The sequence below is a fragment of the Stomatohabitans albus genome, from assembly GCF_036336025.1.
Taxonomy (GTDB): Bacteria; Actinomycetota; Nitriliruptoria; order Euzebyales; family Euzebyaceae; genus Stomatohabitans; species Stomatohabitans albus.
In genome coordinates this window covers 376,570-393,454 of sequence record NZ_JAYKKE010000001.1, presented here as the reverse complement: position 1 = coordinate 393,454, position 16,885 = coordinate 376,570, and the positions used below count along the sequence as shown (strand labels likewise).

Here is a 16,885-nt window from a genome sequence, read left to right as displayed (position 1 = left end):
ATGCGCATCGTACTGTTAGGCCCACCTGGGGCGGGCAAGGGTACACAAGCCAAAGCATTAGCCACCGAGTTGAATATCCCCCATATCGCTACGGGTGATTTATTTCGGTATAACGTGGGTGAACAAACTCCGCTCGGGCAAGAAGCTCAGCACTTTATGGATCAGGGGCTGCTTGTTCCCGACTCGGTTACCAACCGTATGGTTGCCCAACGGCTACATGAACCCGATACCCAACATGGGTTCTTGCTTGATGGCTACCCGCGCAATGTCGGACAGGCGCATACCTTGAATGGCATGTTGGCCATATTGGGCGTAGAACTGAATGTCGTGTTGAATTTCAACATCGACGAAGAGTTATTACTGACTCGGATTGCCAAGCGTGCCAAAGAAGAGGGCCGCACGGACGATACCACCGAGATCTTCCGAGTCCGTATGGGTGAGTACCAAGCTCAGACTGCGCCGCTTATTCCCTTCTACACCGATGCGGGTCTAATCCGAGACATTGATGCTGATGGCACCGTCGAGGTTGTGCATGCACGACTGATGGACGCCGTGAACGCAGCCCGTTAATCACCCAACGAGGAGGGCATCGTGATTGAACGTAAGAACGCAGACCAACTTGCTGCGATGTCGGCAAGTGGCAAATTAACTGCCGCAATGCATGAACATGTGCGCGAGGCTATCAAGCCAGGCGTGAGTACGAAGCACATTGATACGTTGGCTGAAACGTTCTACGTCAAGCACGGAGCTGTTCCTATTTTTAAGGGTTATGGGGGTTCGCTGGGTGGCCAGCCAGGGTTCCCTGGCACGTTGTGCACATCTATTAATAACGAAATTGTGCATGGGATTCCCAGCGACCACCGCATTCTCGAAGAGGGCGATCTGATCAAAATTGATGCTGGATGCGCATTAAACGGGTGGGTATCTGATTCAGCCGCCACCTGGATTGTTGGTCGTGACGGAGTGGTGGCGCCGGATCGGTCTACAGATGCTGGTCGGCTTGTCGCTATTTGTCGCCAGTCCTTGTGGGCAGGCATTGCCCAAGCCCGTGAAGGTAACCGGTTGGGTGATATCGGCCACGCTATCGATTCCATTGCTCAGGCCGAACAGATGGGGAATGTGCGCGACTATGTGGGGCACGGGGTTGGTCGGGCCCTCCATGAGGACCCCCAAGTTCCCCACTATGGGCGTCCGGGACGAGGGATCAAATTGATGGCTGGCTTGGTCATAGCGATTGAACCCATGTTTAACCTCGGTACCCACGATACGGAAACCCTTGATGATGATTGGACTGTGGTGACCGCAGATGGCAAGTGGTCTGCGCACTGGGAGCACACGGTTGCGATTACGCCCGATGGGCCGTGGGTCTTAACCGCGCGTTCCGATGAGCCTGAGCATCCTGAACCAGATTTTGTTTGGCAATACTGAATACTGGTAGCGGTCATCCATAATTAGGCACCTGGACCCGGCCATGGACGGGTGTTGTTGTATGCTCATGAAGGCATTTTCGCTAGGTGCCGAGCATAGGTATCCAAGGCGGTGTACATCGCGGTTTCGTGTACGCGCCCTTCGCGTTGTGCAATTGCCTTTGCGAGAGCTTGGGGATCACCACCTTTGCTGAGGTAGGTTTTGGTAACGGCAATAGCTTGATCGTCAGAGTGGGCAAAGGTCACCATATCCGCGGTCACATCTATGAGTGAAACAAGCTGCCCTGATACTCGTGCGCGTCGATGGAGCCGATCATGGCGGACTTGAATGCTTGGGTGAACCGAAAGGGGAATGGCTCGGTTGGGATCTTGGAAGATGACGAGTGACCCAGGAACCGGTAATAACCCGTGAATCCATGCACCGTAGTGCCCGCCGATGATGGGGTGATCTCCACACCGTGCCATCAAGGATTGGATTTCTTCGTTGAGACGTAGTGGTGATGAAAGTTGAGTTACTGCAAGTGCAAATGAACGGTTAGATAATGCTTGGTGATTGTTTTCATGTGTTTGCATGGTCTTATCATGCACAAACTAATCTCACTATGTCAAGTAAAACTGTGAAATCATTTGCCAACCTATTTGTTTGGCCTTGAACAGGCAGGTTGCTTGTGTTGCAAAGGACAGTACTGTGGTGCGTCCGCATCAATTGCGGCGTCTGTCATGCCTCGGCATCACAGATGACCCGAGGTTCGCTCAGTGCGAACCAAGCCCGAACCAAGGAAAGTGCTGTATGGCTCGTATTGCTGGTGTCGACCTGCCACGCGACAAGCGTGTGGTCATCGGTCTGACCTACATCTACGGCGTCGGCCCCCACCGCGCCACCCTCGCCCTTGAGGCCACGGGTATTGATCCCAATACCCGTGTTCATGCCTTAACGGAAGAACAAGAAATTGCCCTTCGTGGTTTCATTGAGAATGAATGGAAAATCGAAGGTGACTTGCGTCGTGAAGTTGCGACCAACATCAAGCGCAAAGTCGAGATCGGGAGCTATCAAGGCATCCGCCATCGTCGCGGTCTGCCAGTTCGCGGTCAGCGCACCCACACCAACGCGCGTACCCGTAAGGGTCCAAAGAAGACCGTTGGTGGGTTGAACAAGAAGTAAGTCGTTCCCCCTAGGGAACAAGGCAGAATCAGTCGGTCGGGTTATGCCTTTAGAGACCCAAACCTTGCCATCAAGGTTTGCGAGACCGAGTTGGAATCGCACGCATTCGTGCGCCCTTCGATTGGAGATATTTTGGCACAAAATAAGCGTCAAAGTCGCGGCCCCAAAAAGGAGCGCCGCACTGTACTGCACGGTGTTGCCCACATCGTCAGCTCATTCAATAACACCATCGTCTCAATTGCCGACCAGGAAGGTAACGTCCTGAGCTGGGCAAGTGCTGGCAACGTGGGGTTCAAAGGCTCTCGTAAGTCCACCCCATTCGCGGCACAGCAGGCTGCTGAGAAGGTTGCGCGTACCGCCACCGATCAATTCGGTATGCGTAAGGTAGATGTTCGCGTTAAGGGTCCTGGTTCGGGCCGCGAAACTGCCATCCGTTCCCTTCAGTCCAACGGTCTTGAGGTTGTCGCCATCAAAGACGTCACCCCTGTACCGCACAACGGCTGCCGCCCGCCCAAGAAGCGTCGCGGCTAATCGCCCGGATTTCGTTTAAGGAGACGATGAATTATGGCTCGTTATACCGGTCCAATTGCTAAGCAGAGCCGTCGTGAACGCACGGTATTGCACGCGAACCTCAAGAGTGCGCGTGCGATGGAAAAGCGTCCTTACCCTCCAGGTGAACATGGCCGTGGGCGGATGAAGGAAAGCGAATACCTGCTTCAGCTTCGTGAAAAGCAAAAGGCACGCCGTATCTATGGTGTGTTGGAACGCCAGTTCCGTAACTACTACAAAGACGCCGTGCGTCGTGAAGGTCAGACCGGTGAAAACCTGATGATCTCCCTCGAACGCCGTCTGGACAACGTGGTCTTCCGTGGTGGCTTAGCCCGCACCCGTCGTGAAGCCCGCCAGTTGGTCAACCACAAGCACTTCCGTGTGAATGGCAAGACCGTCAATATTCCTTCCTACCAGGTTCGTGCCGGCGATGTGATCACCCTTCGTGACCGCAGCCGCAATATCGTTCCCGTCATTGGTGCCTTGGAACTTAAGGGCAGCCGTGAAATGCCGGGGTGGGTCACCCTTGATGACGCAAAGCGCGAAATCACTGTCGTGAGCCTGCCTGAGCGCAGCCAGATCGACGTACCGGTCACTGAACAACTGATCGTCGAACTTTACTCCAAGTAATCGTTGAAGAAAGGCGAGCCATGCTGACCGTTGAACGTCCAACTATTACTGAGGAAGTTGTCGACGAGGGCACTCGCTCCTTGTTTACCATCGAACCGTTAGAACCCGGCTTTGGGTACACATTAGGCAACAGCCTTCGTCGTACCTTGCTGAGCTCTATCCCCGGCGCGGCGGTAACCAGTGTGCGCATTGATGGGGTTTTACATGAATTCAGCACCATTGAAGGTGTGAAAGAAGATGTCACCGACATCATCTTGAATGTAAAGCAACTTGTGTTGACCTCGACGAGTGATGAACCTGTTGAGATTTTCTTAGGTGGTGAAGGCCCCGGTGAAATTACCGCTGACTTCATTACTGCACCCAGTGATGTAGACATCTTGAACCGCGACTTACATATCGCCACGCTGAACCGCAATGGTCGTGTGGAAATGTATCTCACTGTGCAACGCGGCCGTGGGTATGTACCTGCTGAACGAAATAAGACCAGTGAACGAGTTGTTGGGGAGATCCCTGTCGACAGCATCTATAGCCCGGTCACGCGTGTGACCTACCGTGTGGAAGATACCCGTGTAGGTCAGATGACGAACTATGACCGGCTGATCTTGGATGTGGAAACGAACTCTGCGGTTACCCCTGCGGGTGCCTTGAGCAGTGCCGGTGCCACCCTTGCTGACTTGCTTGGCTTATTCCGTGACTTTGAAGATGATGGCCCTGGCGGGTTGACCATCGGTGAGAGTGCAGAAGAACCGAGTGGATTGGTGAGCCCGAACCTATCCTTACCGATCGAAGATATGGACTTGAGTGTCCGGTCCTACAACTGCTTGAAGCGTGAAGGTGTGAGCACCGTTGGTGAACTGGTCACCCGCACTGAGCAGGACCTGTTGGATATTCGTAACTTCGGGCAGAAGTCCATTGAAGAAGTCAAGGTGAAGTTAGCCGATATGGGTCTGGCCCTCGCTGACTACGGCTACGCCGGCAATTAAAGAGAATTGAGGAAGAACTACTATGCCTAAGCCTGTGCGTGGGCCCCGCCTTGGCGGTTCTGCAGCCCACCAGAAGCATATTATTCGTAACCTGGCCAAGGAATTGATCCGTCATGGCCGGATTCAGACCACCTTGAAGAAGGCCAAGACCTTGCAACCTGAGGTAGAACGCATGGTTACCTGGGCCAAGGATGGCAGTCTGCCCGCGCGTCGCCGTGCTATTTCTGCTTTGAATGACGTGGCCTTGGTTGGTCATCTGTTTAGCGAGATTGGTCCCAAACATGCTGATCGCAAGGGTGGATACACCCGTGTAGTCAAGGTTGGTCCCCGTAAGGGTGACAACGCCATGATGGCGCTGATCGAGTTCACTGATGCGGTTGAACCATTCCAACGCGAAGACGAAGCCACAGCCGCTGCTGAAACGGCTACCAGCTCAAGTGGTCGCGTGTGGGGTCGTCGCAAGAAAGCCGATGGTGCAGCAGAACCTGAAGCCGCTGAGGTGAAGGATGATGCGAGCGATGCCGCCGCAGAAGCGGAATCAACTGAAGAAGCATAAATGATGGATGGGGCCCCGCCGGATCAATTGAAACGGCAAGGCCAGACGATACGACTACGTATCGATTTGGCCTATGACGGGGCCCCTTTCCATGGGTTTGCACGCCAACGCGATGCAACTACTGTGCAGGGCACCCTTGAGGGTGCCTTGTTCACGTTATTGCGCCGTCACCTCAATCAGATCGACTGGTTTGTCTGCGACGAGCCGAGCGACTTGGCCACTGTTGGGGCGGGGCGTACTGATGCGGGGGTCCATGCTCTCGCCCAAACCCTTCACGTGGATGTACCTGCGTCCTGGCCAATGGTGGAGGAGCTTGACCGCCTGACCCTGGCGTTGCGCAAGATGGTTGGCCCCGCGATCACCATTTGGCGTGTGCAGGTAGTGCCCGACCGGTTTGATGCGCGCTTTTCCGCGACAGCCCGCTACTACCGCTATCGCTTGTGTGATGCCCAGGCGGCTGATCCGTTGTGGCGGTTTACTACGTGGTTGGTTGGTCAGCCCTTAGACGTGGGTGCGATGCAAGCTGGGGCGACCTATCTGGTTGGTGAACATGATTGGACGAGTTTTTGTCGCAAGCGGATGGTTACGTTAGCCAGTGGTGAAGCGGTGGTCGCACCTATGACCCGGCACCTGTCACGTGTTGAGGTTCAACGGGTAGGAGATGCGGGGTTGGTCACTATTGAGGTAGACGGTAATGCGTTTTGTCATCAACAGGTTCGTGCTATCGCTGGCTGTTTGGTCTTTGTGGGTAAAGGTAAACGACCACCTGAATGGGTGAGGGAGGTGCTTGCTGCTCAGGATCGGGCAGTAAATGCATCCATTGCACCACCCCATGGCTTAACCCTCATTGGGGTTCAGTACTAGAACACATCAGCGCATCGAGGTGGCACATGTTGCTCACGCGGATCGGACTAACGATTGCAAAGAATGCTCATTCTGAACTTGTTCCGGAGGTAATGATCTCCTAACCTAACGGCAACCAAATTCAGATGAAAGTAGGTGTGTTATGTCAAGCACTCCAGATGGATCACTATTCCTCGCACAGCTTATTCCAGTAGTCGTTCTGCTTTTCCAGTTTTCTCTCGGGGCTCTACTCGTTGTCGTGCTGTATCGATTGAATCGGCTATTGGGTTTAGCTAATGCGTTTCTGAGTGCGAAAATGAGTAGTGAAGATGTAAACTTAGTTAAGATAGAGAAAGAGAAGGCTAAGCTAGTCAACTAGCCACTTATATATAAGAACACAATAACCCCGCTTCGGCAAACCTACTGCTATACGTAAATACGCTGACAGCTTGAAGACTGGCTGTTATTGTACAAAATACAAACCAGTAACATAGTGTAAAAAGGTGAAAGCTTTAAAGCTATACGTACTGGTTTGTTTTGATTATACGAATTTGAGTTCGCTAAACGTGTATGCATTCTTGGGGGAATGTGCTCCACTCTGATTTGTTGATGCGTGCTTGTAGGCATCAAGAATGGCTTTGCTTGGGTGTATGTGGTTGCGGGCATTAAGTCTTTGTGGGCAAAGGTTAGTGAGTACCTGAATAGGCGAGGAAGGTGCTGGCCGCCCAAGACCGTGCCACGAATGCTGCGATTGCACCCCCCAGGGACTTACCCTCATTAGGGTTGATTATCCGCAGTTCTAACCGCCGTAAGGTTATATCAGCTCATTCATTTCCCTTTACCCTGAATGATAAGAGGACACACGTATGTTGCTGACCACACTTGCGGCCATCGGCTCTCCTGCTGACTATATCTCACCTTATATTGTCTTTCTCTACATCTTGTTCTTACTTGCGCTCGCTTCCTTTGGGTTACTCATCCTTGTTCGGATTTTTCAACTCTTGGGGGTGCACATCAAAATCGCCAATAAACGCTTGGCTCTTAGCCGCATGGAGGTAGCCGCATGAACGCGCTCATTGCTCAAGTACCAAACGCGCTCATTGCTCAAGCACCAATCGAATTGCCCAGAACATCCGGCGTGGTCTTCATCCATACGGTTGGGCTCGTGATCATCATTCTTGGTTCACTCCTTGCCGTGGGCTTATGCTGGCGAGCCTGGGTGCTCCTTGGTCGCTACATCGCCCTAGGCAAGGAACAACTCCGGCAACTTGAATCGGCACCGTCGCCGACAACGTAACACCGTATGGCCTCGTGCCCTTGTTAAGCTCTTGACATGCATGGAACCCGCTATCAAGTACGAGGCACAATCGGGAATCGAGTTATCGCCCCGAAGGCCGTGCTGTTTGCCCTGGTCACGTTCACACTCTTTGCAGTTTCGGACCTACTAGCCAGCATGGCCTATCCGGGTGATATCGTCCAGCAGCCATTCAGCGTCTTGCGCACAAGCGGTACACCAGAACTGTTCTACGCCGCAGTGTGCTATGGCTTTTCAGCTATGTTTACCTACGCCACCTGGGGTATGGCCAACACATTGTTGTATCGCGTCCAAAACACTGCAATGCGCTACGGGTTGAAACTGATCGGTCTAGGCACCGTCGCCCATATCCCGTACGCTTTGTTGCTTCAACATACGGCCGGTTGGCTTACCGATCCAATAAATGCTGACCAGTTTGCGGCATTGAGTTTCTTCTTGTTCTATGGGCTGTCGTGCGCCGGATATGTCCTCTTTGGCGTTGGCATGATGCTCTTTCGGAAGCCTTTAGTTGGTATCGGTTTTCTGTGTGTGAGTGGGTGCGTGGCGGTCGGTCTTCTTGCTGAACTCCAGCACTGGGAACCATTCTTGGGGTTGTGGACCCGACTGGGGGCCTATCCGGTGATCATCGCCCTGGCTTTCCTTGCGATACTAGGACACCACATCGTCATGACTGACCCCAATCCCCGTCCGGGCGATGACGAAGTGCGGTTTGAAGGGCGTAAACAAACGTTCTAATCGGCCGGTTAACCTGGGCGTTTCTCGCCTGGTCGTGTTTGGGAACATACACCCACAGGTTCCCACTCAAGTTGTCTGATGTCTTGCCGTTCATGTAGCCAAGGGAGTCCGAGGAGCTGGTAACAGGAGGGGAACGTATGGCAGGCCAACCACGAGCTGCGAATGCGTATTCCTTCATTGCATCAGTGGCAATAGATACGTTGAAAATGCTTCTGAAAATCGTTATTCCGGTGATGATTATCTGGCTGATACCTAAAGCATTGCCCTATGTAGGTACTGCGATAGAACTGGTGCAAAAAGGATTCTGAGCTACGCATTGTCGTCAACATTCAGGCAGTCGTAGACTTTTTGCCTCATGGTCGACAACAGAAGGAATGCCTTGGTATGAGCGAGCTCATCATTCGTCATGCGGAACCCGCTGAGTACGATCATATTGCCCAGTTGCTGCTATTGGCCTATGCCCCCGGTCGAGAAGGCGGCAACTCGATGTATTACGAGTGGATACAAGATGTACAAGGGCGTGCCAAGGATGGTGAACTGCTTGTTGCCAGTATTGATGACCAAGTAGTCGGTACGGTCACGTGGTGTCCACCGGCCTCACCGCTCCAAGACATCGCCCACGAACACGAGGGAGAAATCCGCCTCTTGGGTGTACACCCTGATGCCGCAGGCCATGGTGTTGGGCGAGCACTGGTACAGGCGTGTATTGCGTGTGGCCGCCAGGCCAAGCTTCGCGCGATCGTATTGCTCACGCGTGAATGGATGGTGCGCGCGCACCACATCTATGAATCGGAGGGGTTCGTGCGAATCCCTGACCGCGATATGGTTCCTCATCCAGGTATCGTGTTATGGGCCTACCGGTTGGTGTTGTGAATAATGGGCCTCGCAACCACGGTTTGGTGCGCTCCAGCCGTGCGTGCACGTCTGTTATTTTTTGTGCGCGGGTAGATAATTCAAGGTTGCATCGGTCTATTGTCGGGCTACCCTTGTCGTTCGCTCTAGAACCGGGGGCGGCCTTGTTGGCTGCACACACCCGGTGCCAGCGTGCGCCGAGGACGTCGGCGCCACGGCGCGAGCCTAACGGCTTGGAGCCGTAACCCTTCTACGGTGCGGACGCCGTGACCATACGCAAGCTAAATCCCGCGACGAATACGTCGCTCAACCCCAAGGCATGAAACATGCGCACGTTTAGCCCAACTCCTAAAGACATCGACCGCCAGTGGGTCCTTATCGACGCCAAGGACCAGGTACTTGGCCGCGTCGCTACTCAGGTTGCTCAGGTGCTTCGTGGAAAGCACAAGCCGACCTTCGCCCCGCACATGGACATGGGCGATTATGTCGTTGTCATCAACGCTAGTGAAATCCGTTTAACGGGTAACAAAGCTGTAGATCGTTGGAAGTGGACCCACACCGGCTTCCCTGGCGGGATTAAAGGTCGCCCATTGGGTGAGACCTTGGCCAGTGATCCACGTAAGACTGTCACTGACGCCGTCAAGGGCATGTTGCCACACAACAAGCTCGGCCGCGCCCAGCTCAAGAAGCTGCGCGTATACGCTGGGGCTGAACATCCCCACGAAGAGAACAACCCGCAGCCGCTTACTCTCGGCTAGGAGCACACATGACCACTGAATCCATGGCTGCCCTTGAGCAGCTGAGCGCGCAACTTGGCGACAGCGAAGAAACGACCCTTGCCCCAGCCGCTCGCCCACAGACCAACCGCACGATCTTCACCGGTCGTCGTAAGCGTTCAATCGCTCGTGTTCGTCTTGTCCCGGGAACGGGCAAGTTCAACATCAACGGGCGTGAGCTTGAAGATTATTTCCCCACCGAGATTCTTCAGATGACGGTTAACGAGCCGTTCGCAGCCCTTGACCAGATAGGTGTCTGGGATGTTGTTGCACGAATCCATGGTGGCGGTATCAGCGGCCAGGCCGGTGCTATCCGGTTGGGTATTGCTCGTGCCCTGGAAGCTCAGGACGAAGAATGGCGGCCACCGCTGAAAAAGGCCGGGTTGTTGACCCGTGACGATCGTAAGGTTGAGCGCAAGAAGTACGGCCTCAAGAAAGCTCGTAAGGCTCCTCAATACTCTAAGCGCTAAATTGCGTTACTATTCTTTTACGGCACCGCCTTGGCGGTGTCGTTTTTTATTTCTTTATCGTTATTGTTTGACTATGAGCGAGTGCCGCCGATAGCTATAGGTGGGCCAACAGCGATATGCGGTTGGTGTCTTTGGGTAGTAGTGCGATTAGCTACCAACAGCCACCATGGTGTCCCATTTGTACGTTTATTCTTCTGCCTGAGGAGGCCTGCTTCTATGTCATCAAAACGAATGCTTGCGTTACTTGGTGCAAGCTCAATGTTGTTGAGTCTTGTCCCTGGTTTTGCGTTTGCTCAAGCACCAGCAGAGAAAACACTTCAAAAGTTGGATCTATCTGCTGAACAGGTAAAGGATCCTGTTGAGATTAGTGCACTTTGGGCTCAGAACGTTGGCAAGGCAGATCACGTTCTTGTGACAACGGATGCTGTATTTGCAGACAGTTTGGCCTCGGGTGCTTTACAAGGTGTGCTCAAAGCACCGCTCCTGTTTGTGGATGCGAAGGCTGGCCTGGATAATCAGACAATGAAAACGATTACCGCGCTGGGGGCATCCAAGGTCACGGTGCTCGGTGGTGATCAGGCAATTAGCGCTGGTCTTGTCCAGGCGTTGCAGAAGATTCCTGGGGTCAAGACCGTTGACCGGGTAAGTGGTGAAAGCCGGGTTGAAACATCGGTAGCAATCGCAGAGAAAATTGGGGCCAAAGATGGCACCGTCATTGTGGCTCGTGCTGATGATTATGCGGATTCCCTAGCCGCTGGTGCCTTGGCAGCACGCACCAACTATCCGGTGCTGCTGAGCGTCAATCCGTATAAGGGTGCTAACGGTGACATGGTGAACTTGCATCCGGCGCTCGAAGCCTATTTAAAGAACGCAAAGATCAAGAAGGTTATCGTGGCCGGTGGCCCCAGCGTTGTGGCTGAGGACACAGTTAAAGCAATTTCCACGATTGTGAGTGACACAACCCGTGTAGCCGGTGAAACTCGCCGCGAGACGGCAGTTGCACTTGCAAAGTTGTGGAATAGCACTGGCAAGGTGACTGTGGTTGACGGGTTTGCGACCACGAATGGATTCCATAATGGCTTTGCCGCAGCCTTGAGTGCAGCCAACCTTGGTGCCCCAATCGTACTTGCCAACAAGGAACAGCAACTGAGCGAAGGTGAGCAAGCGCTGATCGGTCCGGCTGCAACTGGTGTGACGGGCTACTGCGGCACCTATGTGAATGCCAGTATTTGCAATGCTGTTGCTGAAAAGCAGGGGGCGAAGGTAACGCAGTCGGTATTGAATAACGCTGAAGCCTCTAAGCGTATTCAAGTCTCACCGGAAAACGTGGCGAATCTGATCAGTGATGGGAAGACGGCTGCCAACCGTCAATACCAGGTTGACGGTGTTGAAGCTGGCAAGCAATACACCATCAAACTCGCCAAAGCAAAGCGGGATGAAAAGGGCAATGTTGTCCTTGATTTAGGTACGGATGGCAAGCCGCAGGACACCATGACCCAGGCCGCAGTTAGTGTCGTTAATGGGGCTACATCGCCATCAGCCAATAATGTGAAAGTACAGCCAGTCGGGGAGCGCATCGTATTCTCCGTTGAAGTGAATGGGATGGCGAATTACGGCTACGTACTCCCACTCATCACGACCGTAGATGGTGAACAAGAAAAAATTGTTGGCCAAGGTGGTGCGGTGATCGTTACCCCACCACAACTACCGAATGGGGAGTTCCTCCAATCGATCACTAAAAAAGAGCTTGACTGGAATGTTGTTGCAGTCAATAAAGCTGAGAAGTTTTTGATTATCGAGTCTGAGGGAATGCAACGCACCCTTGTCTTTAAGGCTAGAGACTTATTCTATGCTGGGAGTGTACGGGAAGATCGCCGTATTGATCTAGAGACCTTTTTGAAGCGTGTCGGTCCTGGCGACACTATCGGTGCGAAATCTGGATCAGATGATATTTACAACACGCTCTACTATCAGAGTCCGCTCTTGGCATCCACGATTGTATTTAAGAACTTGGCGCCGGTTCCCCCACTGGTAACGCAACTGCGTGGAGATATTCCTACACCACACTCACTCAAATTGCGTGTATCTCAATTTGTGAATGGTGCAGATTTGACGATAAAGGTTGCCAAGATTGACGGCATGGGCGTCGACTATGACACTGATCCCACCAAGTTCAAGATAACCAAGACGTTCACTGCCGTGAAGCCAGCAGAAGGTGGCTGGGCTGATCTCGTCATTGACGGGTTGGAACCTGATTCACTGTATGACTTTGCCGTTGCTCAAACTGTTGGTGAGGAGACATCGGTTTATGGTGATTTTGGTTCGCCTGATAAGAACGTCATTGGTACAGATTTGTTGCAAACCTCGAAACAGTACACGCCACTGAGTATCACTCGTGTTGATCGTACGGAAGACCCCATTAATGACGGCACAAGTTATATGCCACCAAATGCCCTGCAAGCGACGGGCAACGCGATGTTTAAGATCACCCTTGACACGGATAAGTTCGATGGCGGCACCATATACCCAGAACTGATCTCAGTTAAGGCCACTTCAGGTGGTGTGGTTCGTCCACGTCCTCAAGATAGTACGAGCCACTCTCTTAATAATGATCAATCGGTACTGAATCCAGTTGGCTACGACAAGGTTGGTGCTGCTGGGGCTGGGGAATCTAAGGTCTTTTACCTGCAGCTCTTTACCCCGCTCAAGGACGCAGATCCGGATGTTGAGTACGTCTTAACATTTGAACCCCGAGCCATCGTGTCAAAGGATGGGTCGATGGAGTCCGGACCAGCAACCTACCGATTCAACTACTAGGAAGCAGGCTCGCTGGGCGAGCGAATAACACTATTTGAATCATTAGTTGTGGGCCTCGTTGAGGCCCACAACGTGTGTATTGTCATCACGCGATGAAGAGGCCGGGTACTTGGTAGCTCGCCTGTCTCTGTAGGGCTCATGAACGGCATAGCTGGGTGTAGTTCTTTCATGTTGTTCGAGAACGTGATATCACCCACCGATTGCGTACATTCATAGCCATGGTGGCTGACCGTTGCCTACATCGTGTTGCTCCGCTATGGCTGCGGTTTATTGCATGAAATTACGTTGTGTGTAGCCACGTATGAATCATTTTTTCTTTACGAATTGGGCTAAGTGACCAGCCATTTTCAGACGATAGCCAGAACGGCCGGTGAACCGATCGCGGTCCGTATCGTTCTCTACCTAAAAGGAATCACATGCAAAAGGAACTCCTTGTTCTTTTCACAGCCTCATCGCTTGTTGGTGGGGCTATGCCTGGTGGTGCCCAAGATCGTGTCCGTGTCTCAGCAAATAAACTTCGTACACGCGCTCACCTGGATTGGGTTGATGCGCTGAATATCGTGGCCTTTAGTGGGCGTGGTGCCACACAAGAACCGAGCCAGCCGATCACGTCGGATGCTCCTGATCTGGTTCTTACCAATGACATACCTCCGATGGGGTAAAAGGACCTATTCACACCGTAGAAATAGGACAACCATCGCTCCAACGATTTGCTCATTTCGCATATGTGCATCTTGTCAGCAACCAAGGGGCCGGTTAGGAGCGCCAGCCAATTATGTAATGGGATGTGAAAGTTCCCTTAGCGAGTTGGAATCTGGTCATTGAGGGGGCGTAAAGTCCGCTTATGAATCTTTCACCAGATCGAAACCTTGCAATGGAACTTGTGCGTGCCACTGAGGCCGCGGCAATTGCTGCTGGACGTTGGATGGGGCGTGCTGACAAAGAAGCGGGTGACCAAGCCGCTGTAGATGCGATGCGCTCAATGCTCACTACCGTCGATATTCGAGGTGTTGTTGTTATCGGAGAAGGGGAGAAAGATGAAGCCCCTATGCTCTTTAACGGGGAAACGGTTGGCTCTGGCTATGGGCCGCCAACCGATATAGCCGTGGATCCGATTGATGGCACCACAATGCTCGCGCAAGGCCGTCCAGGCGCGTTGAGTGTGCTCGCGATGGCTCCGAGGGGAACGATGTTCGACCCAGGCCCCGTGATGTATATGATGAAGTGGGTCGTTGGCCCTAATGCCGTCGACAGAGTCGACATTGACGCCCCTATTGCGGAGAATCTCAAGGCGATCGCTGACGCTGAGGGCAAAAATATTGGAGACCTCACCATCGTGATGCTTGACCGCCCCCGCCATGACCAGATGGCTGCTGAGGTGCGCGAAGCTGGTGCCCGCCTATCCATGATTAGTGATGGTGACATTGCCGGAGCCCTTAGTGCGTCGCTTCCAACGGGAGGTGCTGATGCCTTGATTGGTATTGGTGGAACCCCCGAAGGGGTGGTTACCGCCTGCGCGATGAAGGCAATCGGTGGGCACATGTTGGCTCGGCTCTATCCACGCAATGATCAAGAACGTAAAGCGGCAATCGAACAGGGGTATGACCTTGAAAAGGTCCTTACCACTGATGATTTGGTCAATAGCGATGACACGGTGTTCGTTTGTACATCCATTACGGGCGGTAATTTCCTGAATGGCGTTGAGTACACCGGTCATGGTATCCGTACAACCTCGCTCAGTATGCGATCGAAATCAGGCACCATCCGCCAGATTACGGCAGATCATTCCATGGAAAAGCTGCAACAGCTTCAGACGATGGCCTAAGGCGGCTCGCCTGGTTTGTTTTGAGGTATCGGGGGCGGTGACGCTCCCGATACTCCGTTTGGTGGGGGTGACACTGACCGCGATGTAAGGTCTGCATGTGTACGGTCTGAGGAGTCCTGGCTCAGAGAGCCCGCTGCATCACTAGGAATACCTGATGGACTTGGAGGAGCAAGAGGATGCTCGGACATCTGTTCTGGTGTCGCAGCTACGGGGTTTGGCGTGCTGTGCGTCTCCGGTCCTGCAAGTGAGAGCTGGAGTTGTCCGAGGGCCTGCAACCGGATGGTTCGTGCAGCGAGTGCGTCCGGTACACCGACAACCACCCGGTTTTGTTTCACACTTACTACAGTCAAGTGCTCGACAAGAATGGATGGTTGCTCGTCAGCCAGTTCCCAGAGGTCTACTTGTGCGCCAGGCGCATAGAGGTCGGCATCTGATGAGGTGATGGCAACCGCACGATGCGCTACGGGCACGTTTGGTGCCTTGTCTACCCCATCAAAATGTGCGGTTGTCGCAACAGTGCCCGCCACAATAGGAAGCACAGGTGGCTCAGTTGGTGCTTCGGTGACGGCTAATGCGGGAAGGGCTTGTTCAGGAACACGCACACGGACAAATTTGCCTTCTGACAGGTCACCAGGAGCTAAGGTTTCAGTCGCCACCCAGGCGGTATGTAAGGCCTTAGCTTCTCCTCTCGCCTGTGAAACACGGTTGATATGGACGAGGATAAGCGCACACACCACAAGGACAGTGATGAGGGCTTGCATACGCCATGGCAAACGTGCCCAGCGCTCAGCCAGTCGGTCGAGACGGGCTGGCAACGGGAATGCAGGACCAACAAACGGCGGGGGAGAAGGCGCAGGCATAGGGTTACCCTGCCGCTCGTGCACAGTTGTGCCTACGCCTATTTCTTACTGGTGGGGATAACGCGTGCCTTATCCACAACCTCCGTCAGGTACGTGAGTCTGACGGGTACGAGGAACAGCAGGGAAAAACGACCCGGATGTGACCAGGCCGTAGACGTATGCGTGTACTAGTCAGCGGCAGATGAGCTGCTGGAGGTGGTTTCGGAACTTGATGATGTGGATGATGACGATGATGAGTCAGATGATGAACTATCTGGTTTGCGCGTGTCGTTCACGTAATATCCGGAACCTTTAAAGACGATGCCAGCCGCACTGAACTTCTTTCGTACCGGGCCACCGCATATCACGCAGGCCGTGAGGGCAGGTTCAGAAAACGATTGGCGGGCTTCAAATACGTGGCCATTGTCAAGGCATGCGTAATCGTAAGTGGGCATTCAAATCACAGTTCAGATAGATCGTGTGGCGTACTCGCCGTTTGGGACCGTCTAACGATATATGTGCGAAGGCGTTACGACGACATCCATTTGAATATCGTGATCTTCATAGGGTATTGCGCGGACCATTTGCTCATCAAAGGCAACTCCAATGAGGTAGGGGCGGCGGCTCAAGTTCGCTAAGAAGCGGTCATAGTAGCCCTGACCGACCCCCAACCGGTTACCTTCAGGGTCAAATGACACGCCCGGAACCAGAACCACGTGCGGGGCCTTGTGCAGATCACTCACCGCCCCTTTAGGTTCGTTAATGCCCATGGGGCCAATACGGGTGTCATCAAGGCTCTTGATCGGTGCAGCTTCCATTTCGCCTGGTCCGGTGATACGCGGTAACCACACATGGGTATTGCGTCCAATTAACCGTTCGAGGAGGGGATTGATATTCAGCTCTTCAATCAAACTGGAGTAGCCCATCACGACTTCGGCGCTTTGTACCTCCCGCATTTCCCAAAGGCGCTGGCAAACAACACTTGAGGCGTGAATACGCAATTCATTGCTCAGTTCCGCGCGACGTACAAGCACTTTGGCACGCACCAGGTGTTTGAGCTGTTTGCTATTTTGCGGCTGCGGGGGTTTGGGGGCTTCGGCGTTCAT

At 53.3% G+C, this 16,885-nt stretch carries 22 protein-coding genes; 18 read left to right on the top strand and 4 right to left on the bottom strand.

Annotated features, from left to right (window positions below; translation table 11 throughout):
* Entirely contained in the window at positions 1-570 is a 570-nt protein-coding gene (locus VCU37_RS01675) for an adenylate kinase (protein ID WP_336248893.1), read from the top strand.
* A 21-nt stretch (positions 571-591) separates the two neighbouring features.
* Positions 592-1,428: a type I methionyl aminopeptidase gene (gene map, locus VCU37_RS01670; RefSeq protein WP_336248892.1), complete on the top strand. Its 837-nt coding sequence runs from the start codon at positions 592-594 to the stop codon at positions 1,426-1,428.
* 65 nt (positions 1,429-1,493) lie between these two features.
* Here map and VCU37_RS01665 read toward each other — a convergent pair whose 3' ends face one another.
* Positions 1,494-2,000 (bottom strand): hypothetical protein, encoded by a 507-nt coding sequence (locus VCU37_RS01665; protein WP_336248891.1) that lies wholly within the window; start codon positions 1,998-2,000, stop codon positions 1,494-1,496.
* Positions 2,001-2,217: 217 nt separating this feature from the next.
* Here VCU37_RS01665 and rpsM point away from each other — a divergent pair, with 217 nt between their 5' ends.
* The 16 genes from rpsM (at position 2,218) to glpX (ending at position 14,940) form a co-directional block, all read left to right on the top strand.
* The gene (gene rpsM / locus VCU37_RS01660; protein WP_336248890.1) at positions 2,218-2,589 is read left to right on the top strand and encodes a 30S ribosomal protein S13; all 372 of its coding nucleotides are present in this window, start codon (positions 2,218-2,220) and stop codon (positions 2,587-2,589) included.
* A 132-nt stretch (positions 2,590-2,721) separates the two neighbouring features.
* Entirely contained in the window at positions 2,722-3,120 is a 399-nt protein-coding gene (gene rpsK / locus VCU37_RS01655) for a 30S ribosomal protein S11 (protein ID WP_336249538.1), read from the top strand.
* Between the two features lie 33 nt (positions 3,121-3,153).
* The gene (rpsD, locus tag VCU37_RS01650) at positions 3,154-3,768 is read left to right on the top strand and encodes a 30S ribosomal protein S4 (protein ID WP_336248889.1); all 615 of its coding nucleotides are present in this window, start codon (positions 3,154-3,156) and stop codon (positions 3,766-3,768) included.
* A gap of 20 nt (positions 3,769-3,788) precedes the next feature.
* Entirely contained in the window at positions 3,789-4,751 is a 963-nt protein-coding gene (locus VCU37_RS01645) for a DNA-directed RNA polymerase subunit alpha (RefSeq protein ID WP_336248888.1), read from the top strand.
* Positions 4,752-4,773: 22 nt separating this feature from the next.
* Entirely contained in the window at positions 4,774-5,307 is a 534-nt protein-coding gene (rplQ, locus tag VCU37_RS01640) for a 50S ribosomal protein L17 (RefSeq protein ID WP_336248887.1), read from the top strand.
* Positions 5,308-6,171, top strand: a complete 864-nt coding sequence (gene truA, locus VCU37_RS01635) for a tRNA pseudouridine(38-40) synthase TruA (protein WP_336248886.1) — start codon at positions 5,308-5,310, stop codon at positions 6,169-6,171.
* 845 nt (positions 6,172-7,016) lie between these two features.
* A complete protein-coding gene (locus VCU37_RS01630) occupies positions 7,017-7,217 on the top strand; it encodes a hypothetical protein (RefSeq protein WP_336248885.1) in 201 nt (66 codons plus the stop codon).
* Positions 7,214-7,447: a hypothetical protein gene (locus VCU37_RS01625; RefSeq protein WP_336248884.1), complete on the top strand. Its 234-nt coding sequence runs from the start codon at positions 7,214-7,216 to the stop codon at positions 7,445-7,447. The genes VCU37_RS01630 and VCU37_RS01625 overlap by 4 nt, the downstream gene beginning before the upstream one ends.
* A 36-nt stretch (positions 7,448-7,483) precedes the next feature.
* Positions 7,484-8,200, top strand: coding sequence for a hypothetical protein (locus VCU37_RS01620; protein WP_336248883.1), 717 nt, complete (start codon positions 7,484-7,486; stop codon positions 8,198-8,200).
* A gap of 137 nt (positions 8,201-8,337) precedes the next feature.
* The gene (locus tag VCU37_RS01615; protein WP_336248882.1) at positions 8,338-8,508 is read left to right on the top strand and encodes a hypothetical protein; all 171 of its coding nucleotides are present in this window, start codon (positions 8,338-8,340) and stop codon (positions 8,506-8,508) included.
* A gap of 76 nt (positions 8,509-8,584) precedes the next feature.
* Complete coding sequence (locus VCU37_RS01610) at positions 8,585-9,073, top strand: GNAT family N-acetyltransferase (RefSeq protein ID WP_336248881.1); 489 nt, start codon at positions 8,585-8,587, stop codon at positions 9,071-9,073.
* A 305-nt stretch (positions 9,074-9,378) separates the two neighbouring features.
* Positions 9,379-9,810 (top strand): 50S ribosomal protein L13, encoded by a 432-nt coding sequence (gene rplM, locus VCU37_RS01605; RefSeq protein WP_336248880.1) that lies wholly within the window; start codon positions 9,379-9,381, stop codon positions 9,808-9,810.
* An 8-nt stretch (positions 9,811-9,818) separates the two neighbouring features.
* Entirely contained in the window at positions 9,819-10,298 is a 480-nt protein-coding gene (gene rpsI, locus VCU37_RS01600) for a 30S ribosomal protein S9 (protein ID WP_336248879.1), read from the top strand.
* Positions 10,299-10,514: 216 nt separating this feature from the next.
* Positions 10,515-13,115 (top strand): cell wall-binding repeat-containing protein, encoded by a 2,601-nt coding sequence (locus VCU37_RS01595; protein WP_336248878.1) that lies wholly within the window; start codon positions 10,515-10,517, stop codon positions 13,113-13,115.
* A gap of 416 nt (positions 13,116-13,531) precedes the next feature.
* The gene (locus tag VCU37_RS01590; RefSeq protein ID WP_336248877.1) at positions 13,532-13,777 is read left to right on the top strand and encodes a hypothetical protein; all 246 of its coding nucleotides are present in this window, start codon (positions 13,532-13,534) and stop codon (positions 13,775-13,777) included.
* Positions 13,778-13,959: 182 nt separating this feature from the next.
* The gene (gene glpX, locus VCU37_RS01585; protein WP_336248876.1) at positions 13,960-14,940 is read left to right on the top strand and encodes a class II fructose-bisphosphatase; all 981 of its coding nucleotides are present in this window, start codon (positions 13,960-13,962) and stop codon (positions 14,938-14,940) included.
* On the opposite strand, the gene VCU37_RS01580 is transcribed toward glpX, so the two are convergent.
* The 3 genes from VCU37_RS01580 to VCU37_RS01570 form a co-directional block, all read right to left on the bottom strand.
* Positions 14,937-15,800, bottom strand: a complete 864-nt coding sequence (locus VCU37_RS01580) for a CpaB family protein (protein ID WP_336248875.1) — start codon at positions 15,798-15,800, stop codon at positions 14,937-14,939. The genes glpX and VCU37_RS01580 overlap by 4 nt on opposite strands.
* Positions 15,801-15,967: 167 nt before the next feature.
* Complete coding sequence (locus VCU37_RS01575) at positions 15,968-16,234, bottom strand: FmdB family zinc ribbon protein (protein WP_336248874.1); 267 nt, start codon at positions 16,232-16,234, stop codon at positions 15,968-15,970.
* 51 nt (positions 16,235-16,285) lie between these two features.
* On the bottom strand, positions 16,286-16,885 hold the full coding sequence (locus VCU37_RS01570) for a 5-formyltetrahydrofolate cyclo-ligase (RefSeq protein WP_336248873.1): 600 nt from the start codon (positions 16,883-16,885) through the stop codon (positions 16,286-16,288).

Bases quoted from the DNA above. Each gene is read 5' to 3' on its own strand.
- VCU37_RS01580 (WP_336248875.1), bottom strand. From the start codon at position 15,800: ATGCCTGCGCCTTCTCCCCCGCCGTTTGTTGGTCCTGCATTCCCGTTG.
- rplM (WP_336248880.1), top strand. From the start codon at position 9,379: ATGCGCACGTTTAGCCCAACTCCTAAAGACATCGACCGCCAGTGGGTC.
- VCU37_RS01615 (WP_336248882.1), top strand. From the start codon at position 8,338: ATGGCAGGCCAACCACGAGCTGCGAATGCGTATTCCTTCATTGCATCA.
- VCU37_RS01620 (WP_336248883.1), top strand. From the start codon at position 7,484: ATGCATGGAACCCGCTATCAAGTACGAGGCACAATCGGGAATCGAGTT.
- VCU37_RS01595 (WP_336248878.1), top strand. From the start codon at position 10,515: ATGTCATCAAAACGAATGCTTGCGTTACTTGGTGCAAGCTCAATGTTG.
- rpsM (WP_336248890.1), top strand. From the start codon at position 2,218: ATGGCTCGTATTGCTGGTGTCGACCTGCCACGCGACAAGCGTGTGGTC.
- VCU37_RS01590 (WP_336248877.1), top strand. From the start codon at position 13,532: ATGCAAAAGGAACTCCTTGTTCTTTTCACAGCCTCATCGCTTGTTGGT.
- truA (WP_336248886.1), top strand. From the start codon at position 5,308: ATGATGGATGGGGCCCCGCCGGATCAATTGAAACGGCAAGGCCAGACG.
- glpX (WP_336248876.1), top strand. From the start codon at position 13,960: ATGAATCTTTCACCAGATCGAAACCTTGCAATGGAACTTGTGCGTGCC.
- VCU37_RS01625 (WP_336248884.1), top strand. From the start codon at position 7,214: ATGAACGCGCTCATTGCTCAAGTACCAAACGCGCTCATTGCTCAAGCA.
- VCU37_RS01665 (WP_336248891.1), bottom strand. From the start codon at position 2,000: ATGCAAACACATGAAAACAATCACCAAGCATTATCTAACCGTTCATTT.
- VCU37_RS01645 (WP_336248888.1), top strand. From the start codon at position 3,789: ATGCTGACCGTTGAACGTCCAACTATTACTGAGGAAGTTGTCGACGAG.
- VCU37_RS01575 (WP_336248874.1), bottom strand. From the start codon at position 16,234: ATGCCCACTTACGATTACGCATGCCTTGACAATGGCCACGTATTTGAA.
- VCU37_RS01610 (WP_336248881.1), top strand. From the start codon at position 8,585: ATGAGCGAGCTCATCATTCGTCATGCGGAACCCGCTGAGTACGATCAT.
- rpsD (WP_336248889.1), top strand. From the start codon at position 3,154: ATGGCTCGTTATACCGGTCCAATTGCTAAGCAGAGCCGTCGTGAACGC.
- rpsI (WP_336248879.1), top strand. From the start codon at position 9,819: ATGACCACTGAATCCATGGCTGCCCTTGAGCAGCTGAGCGCGCAACTT.
- rplQ (WP_336248887.1), top strand. From the start codon at position 4,774: ATGCCTAAGCCTGTGCGTGGGCCCCGCCTTGGCGGTTCTGCAGCCCAC.
- VCU37_RS01570 (WP_336248873.1), bottom strand. From the start codon at position 16,885: ATGAACGCCGAAGCCCCCAAACCCCCGCAGCCGCAAAATAGCAAACAG.
- VCU37_RS01630 (WP_336248885.1), top strand. From the start codon at position 7,017: ATGTTGCTGACCACACTTGCGGCCATCGGCTCTCCTGCTGACTATATC.
- VCU37_RS01675 (WP_336248893.1), top strand. From the start codon at position 1: ATGCGCATCGTACTGTTAGGCCCACCTGGGGCGGGCAAGGGTACACAA.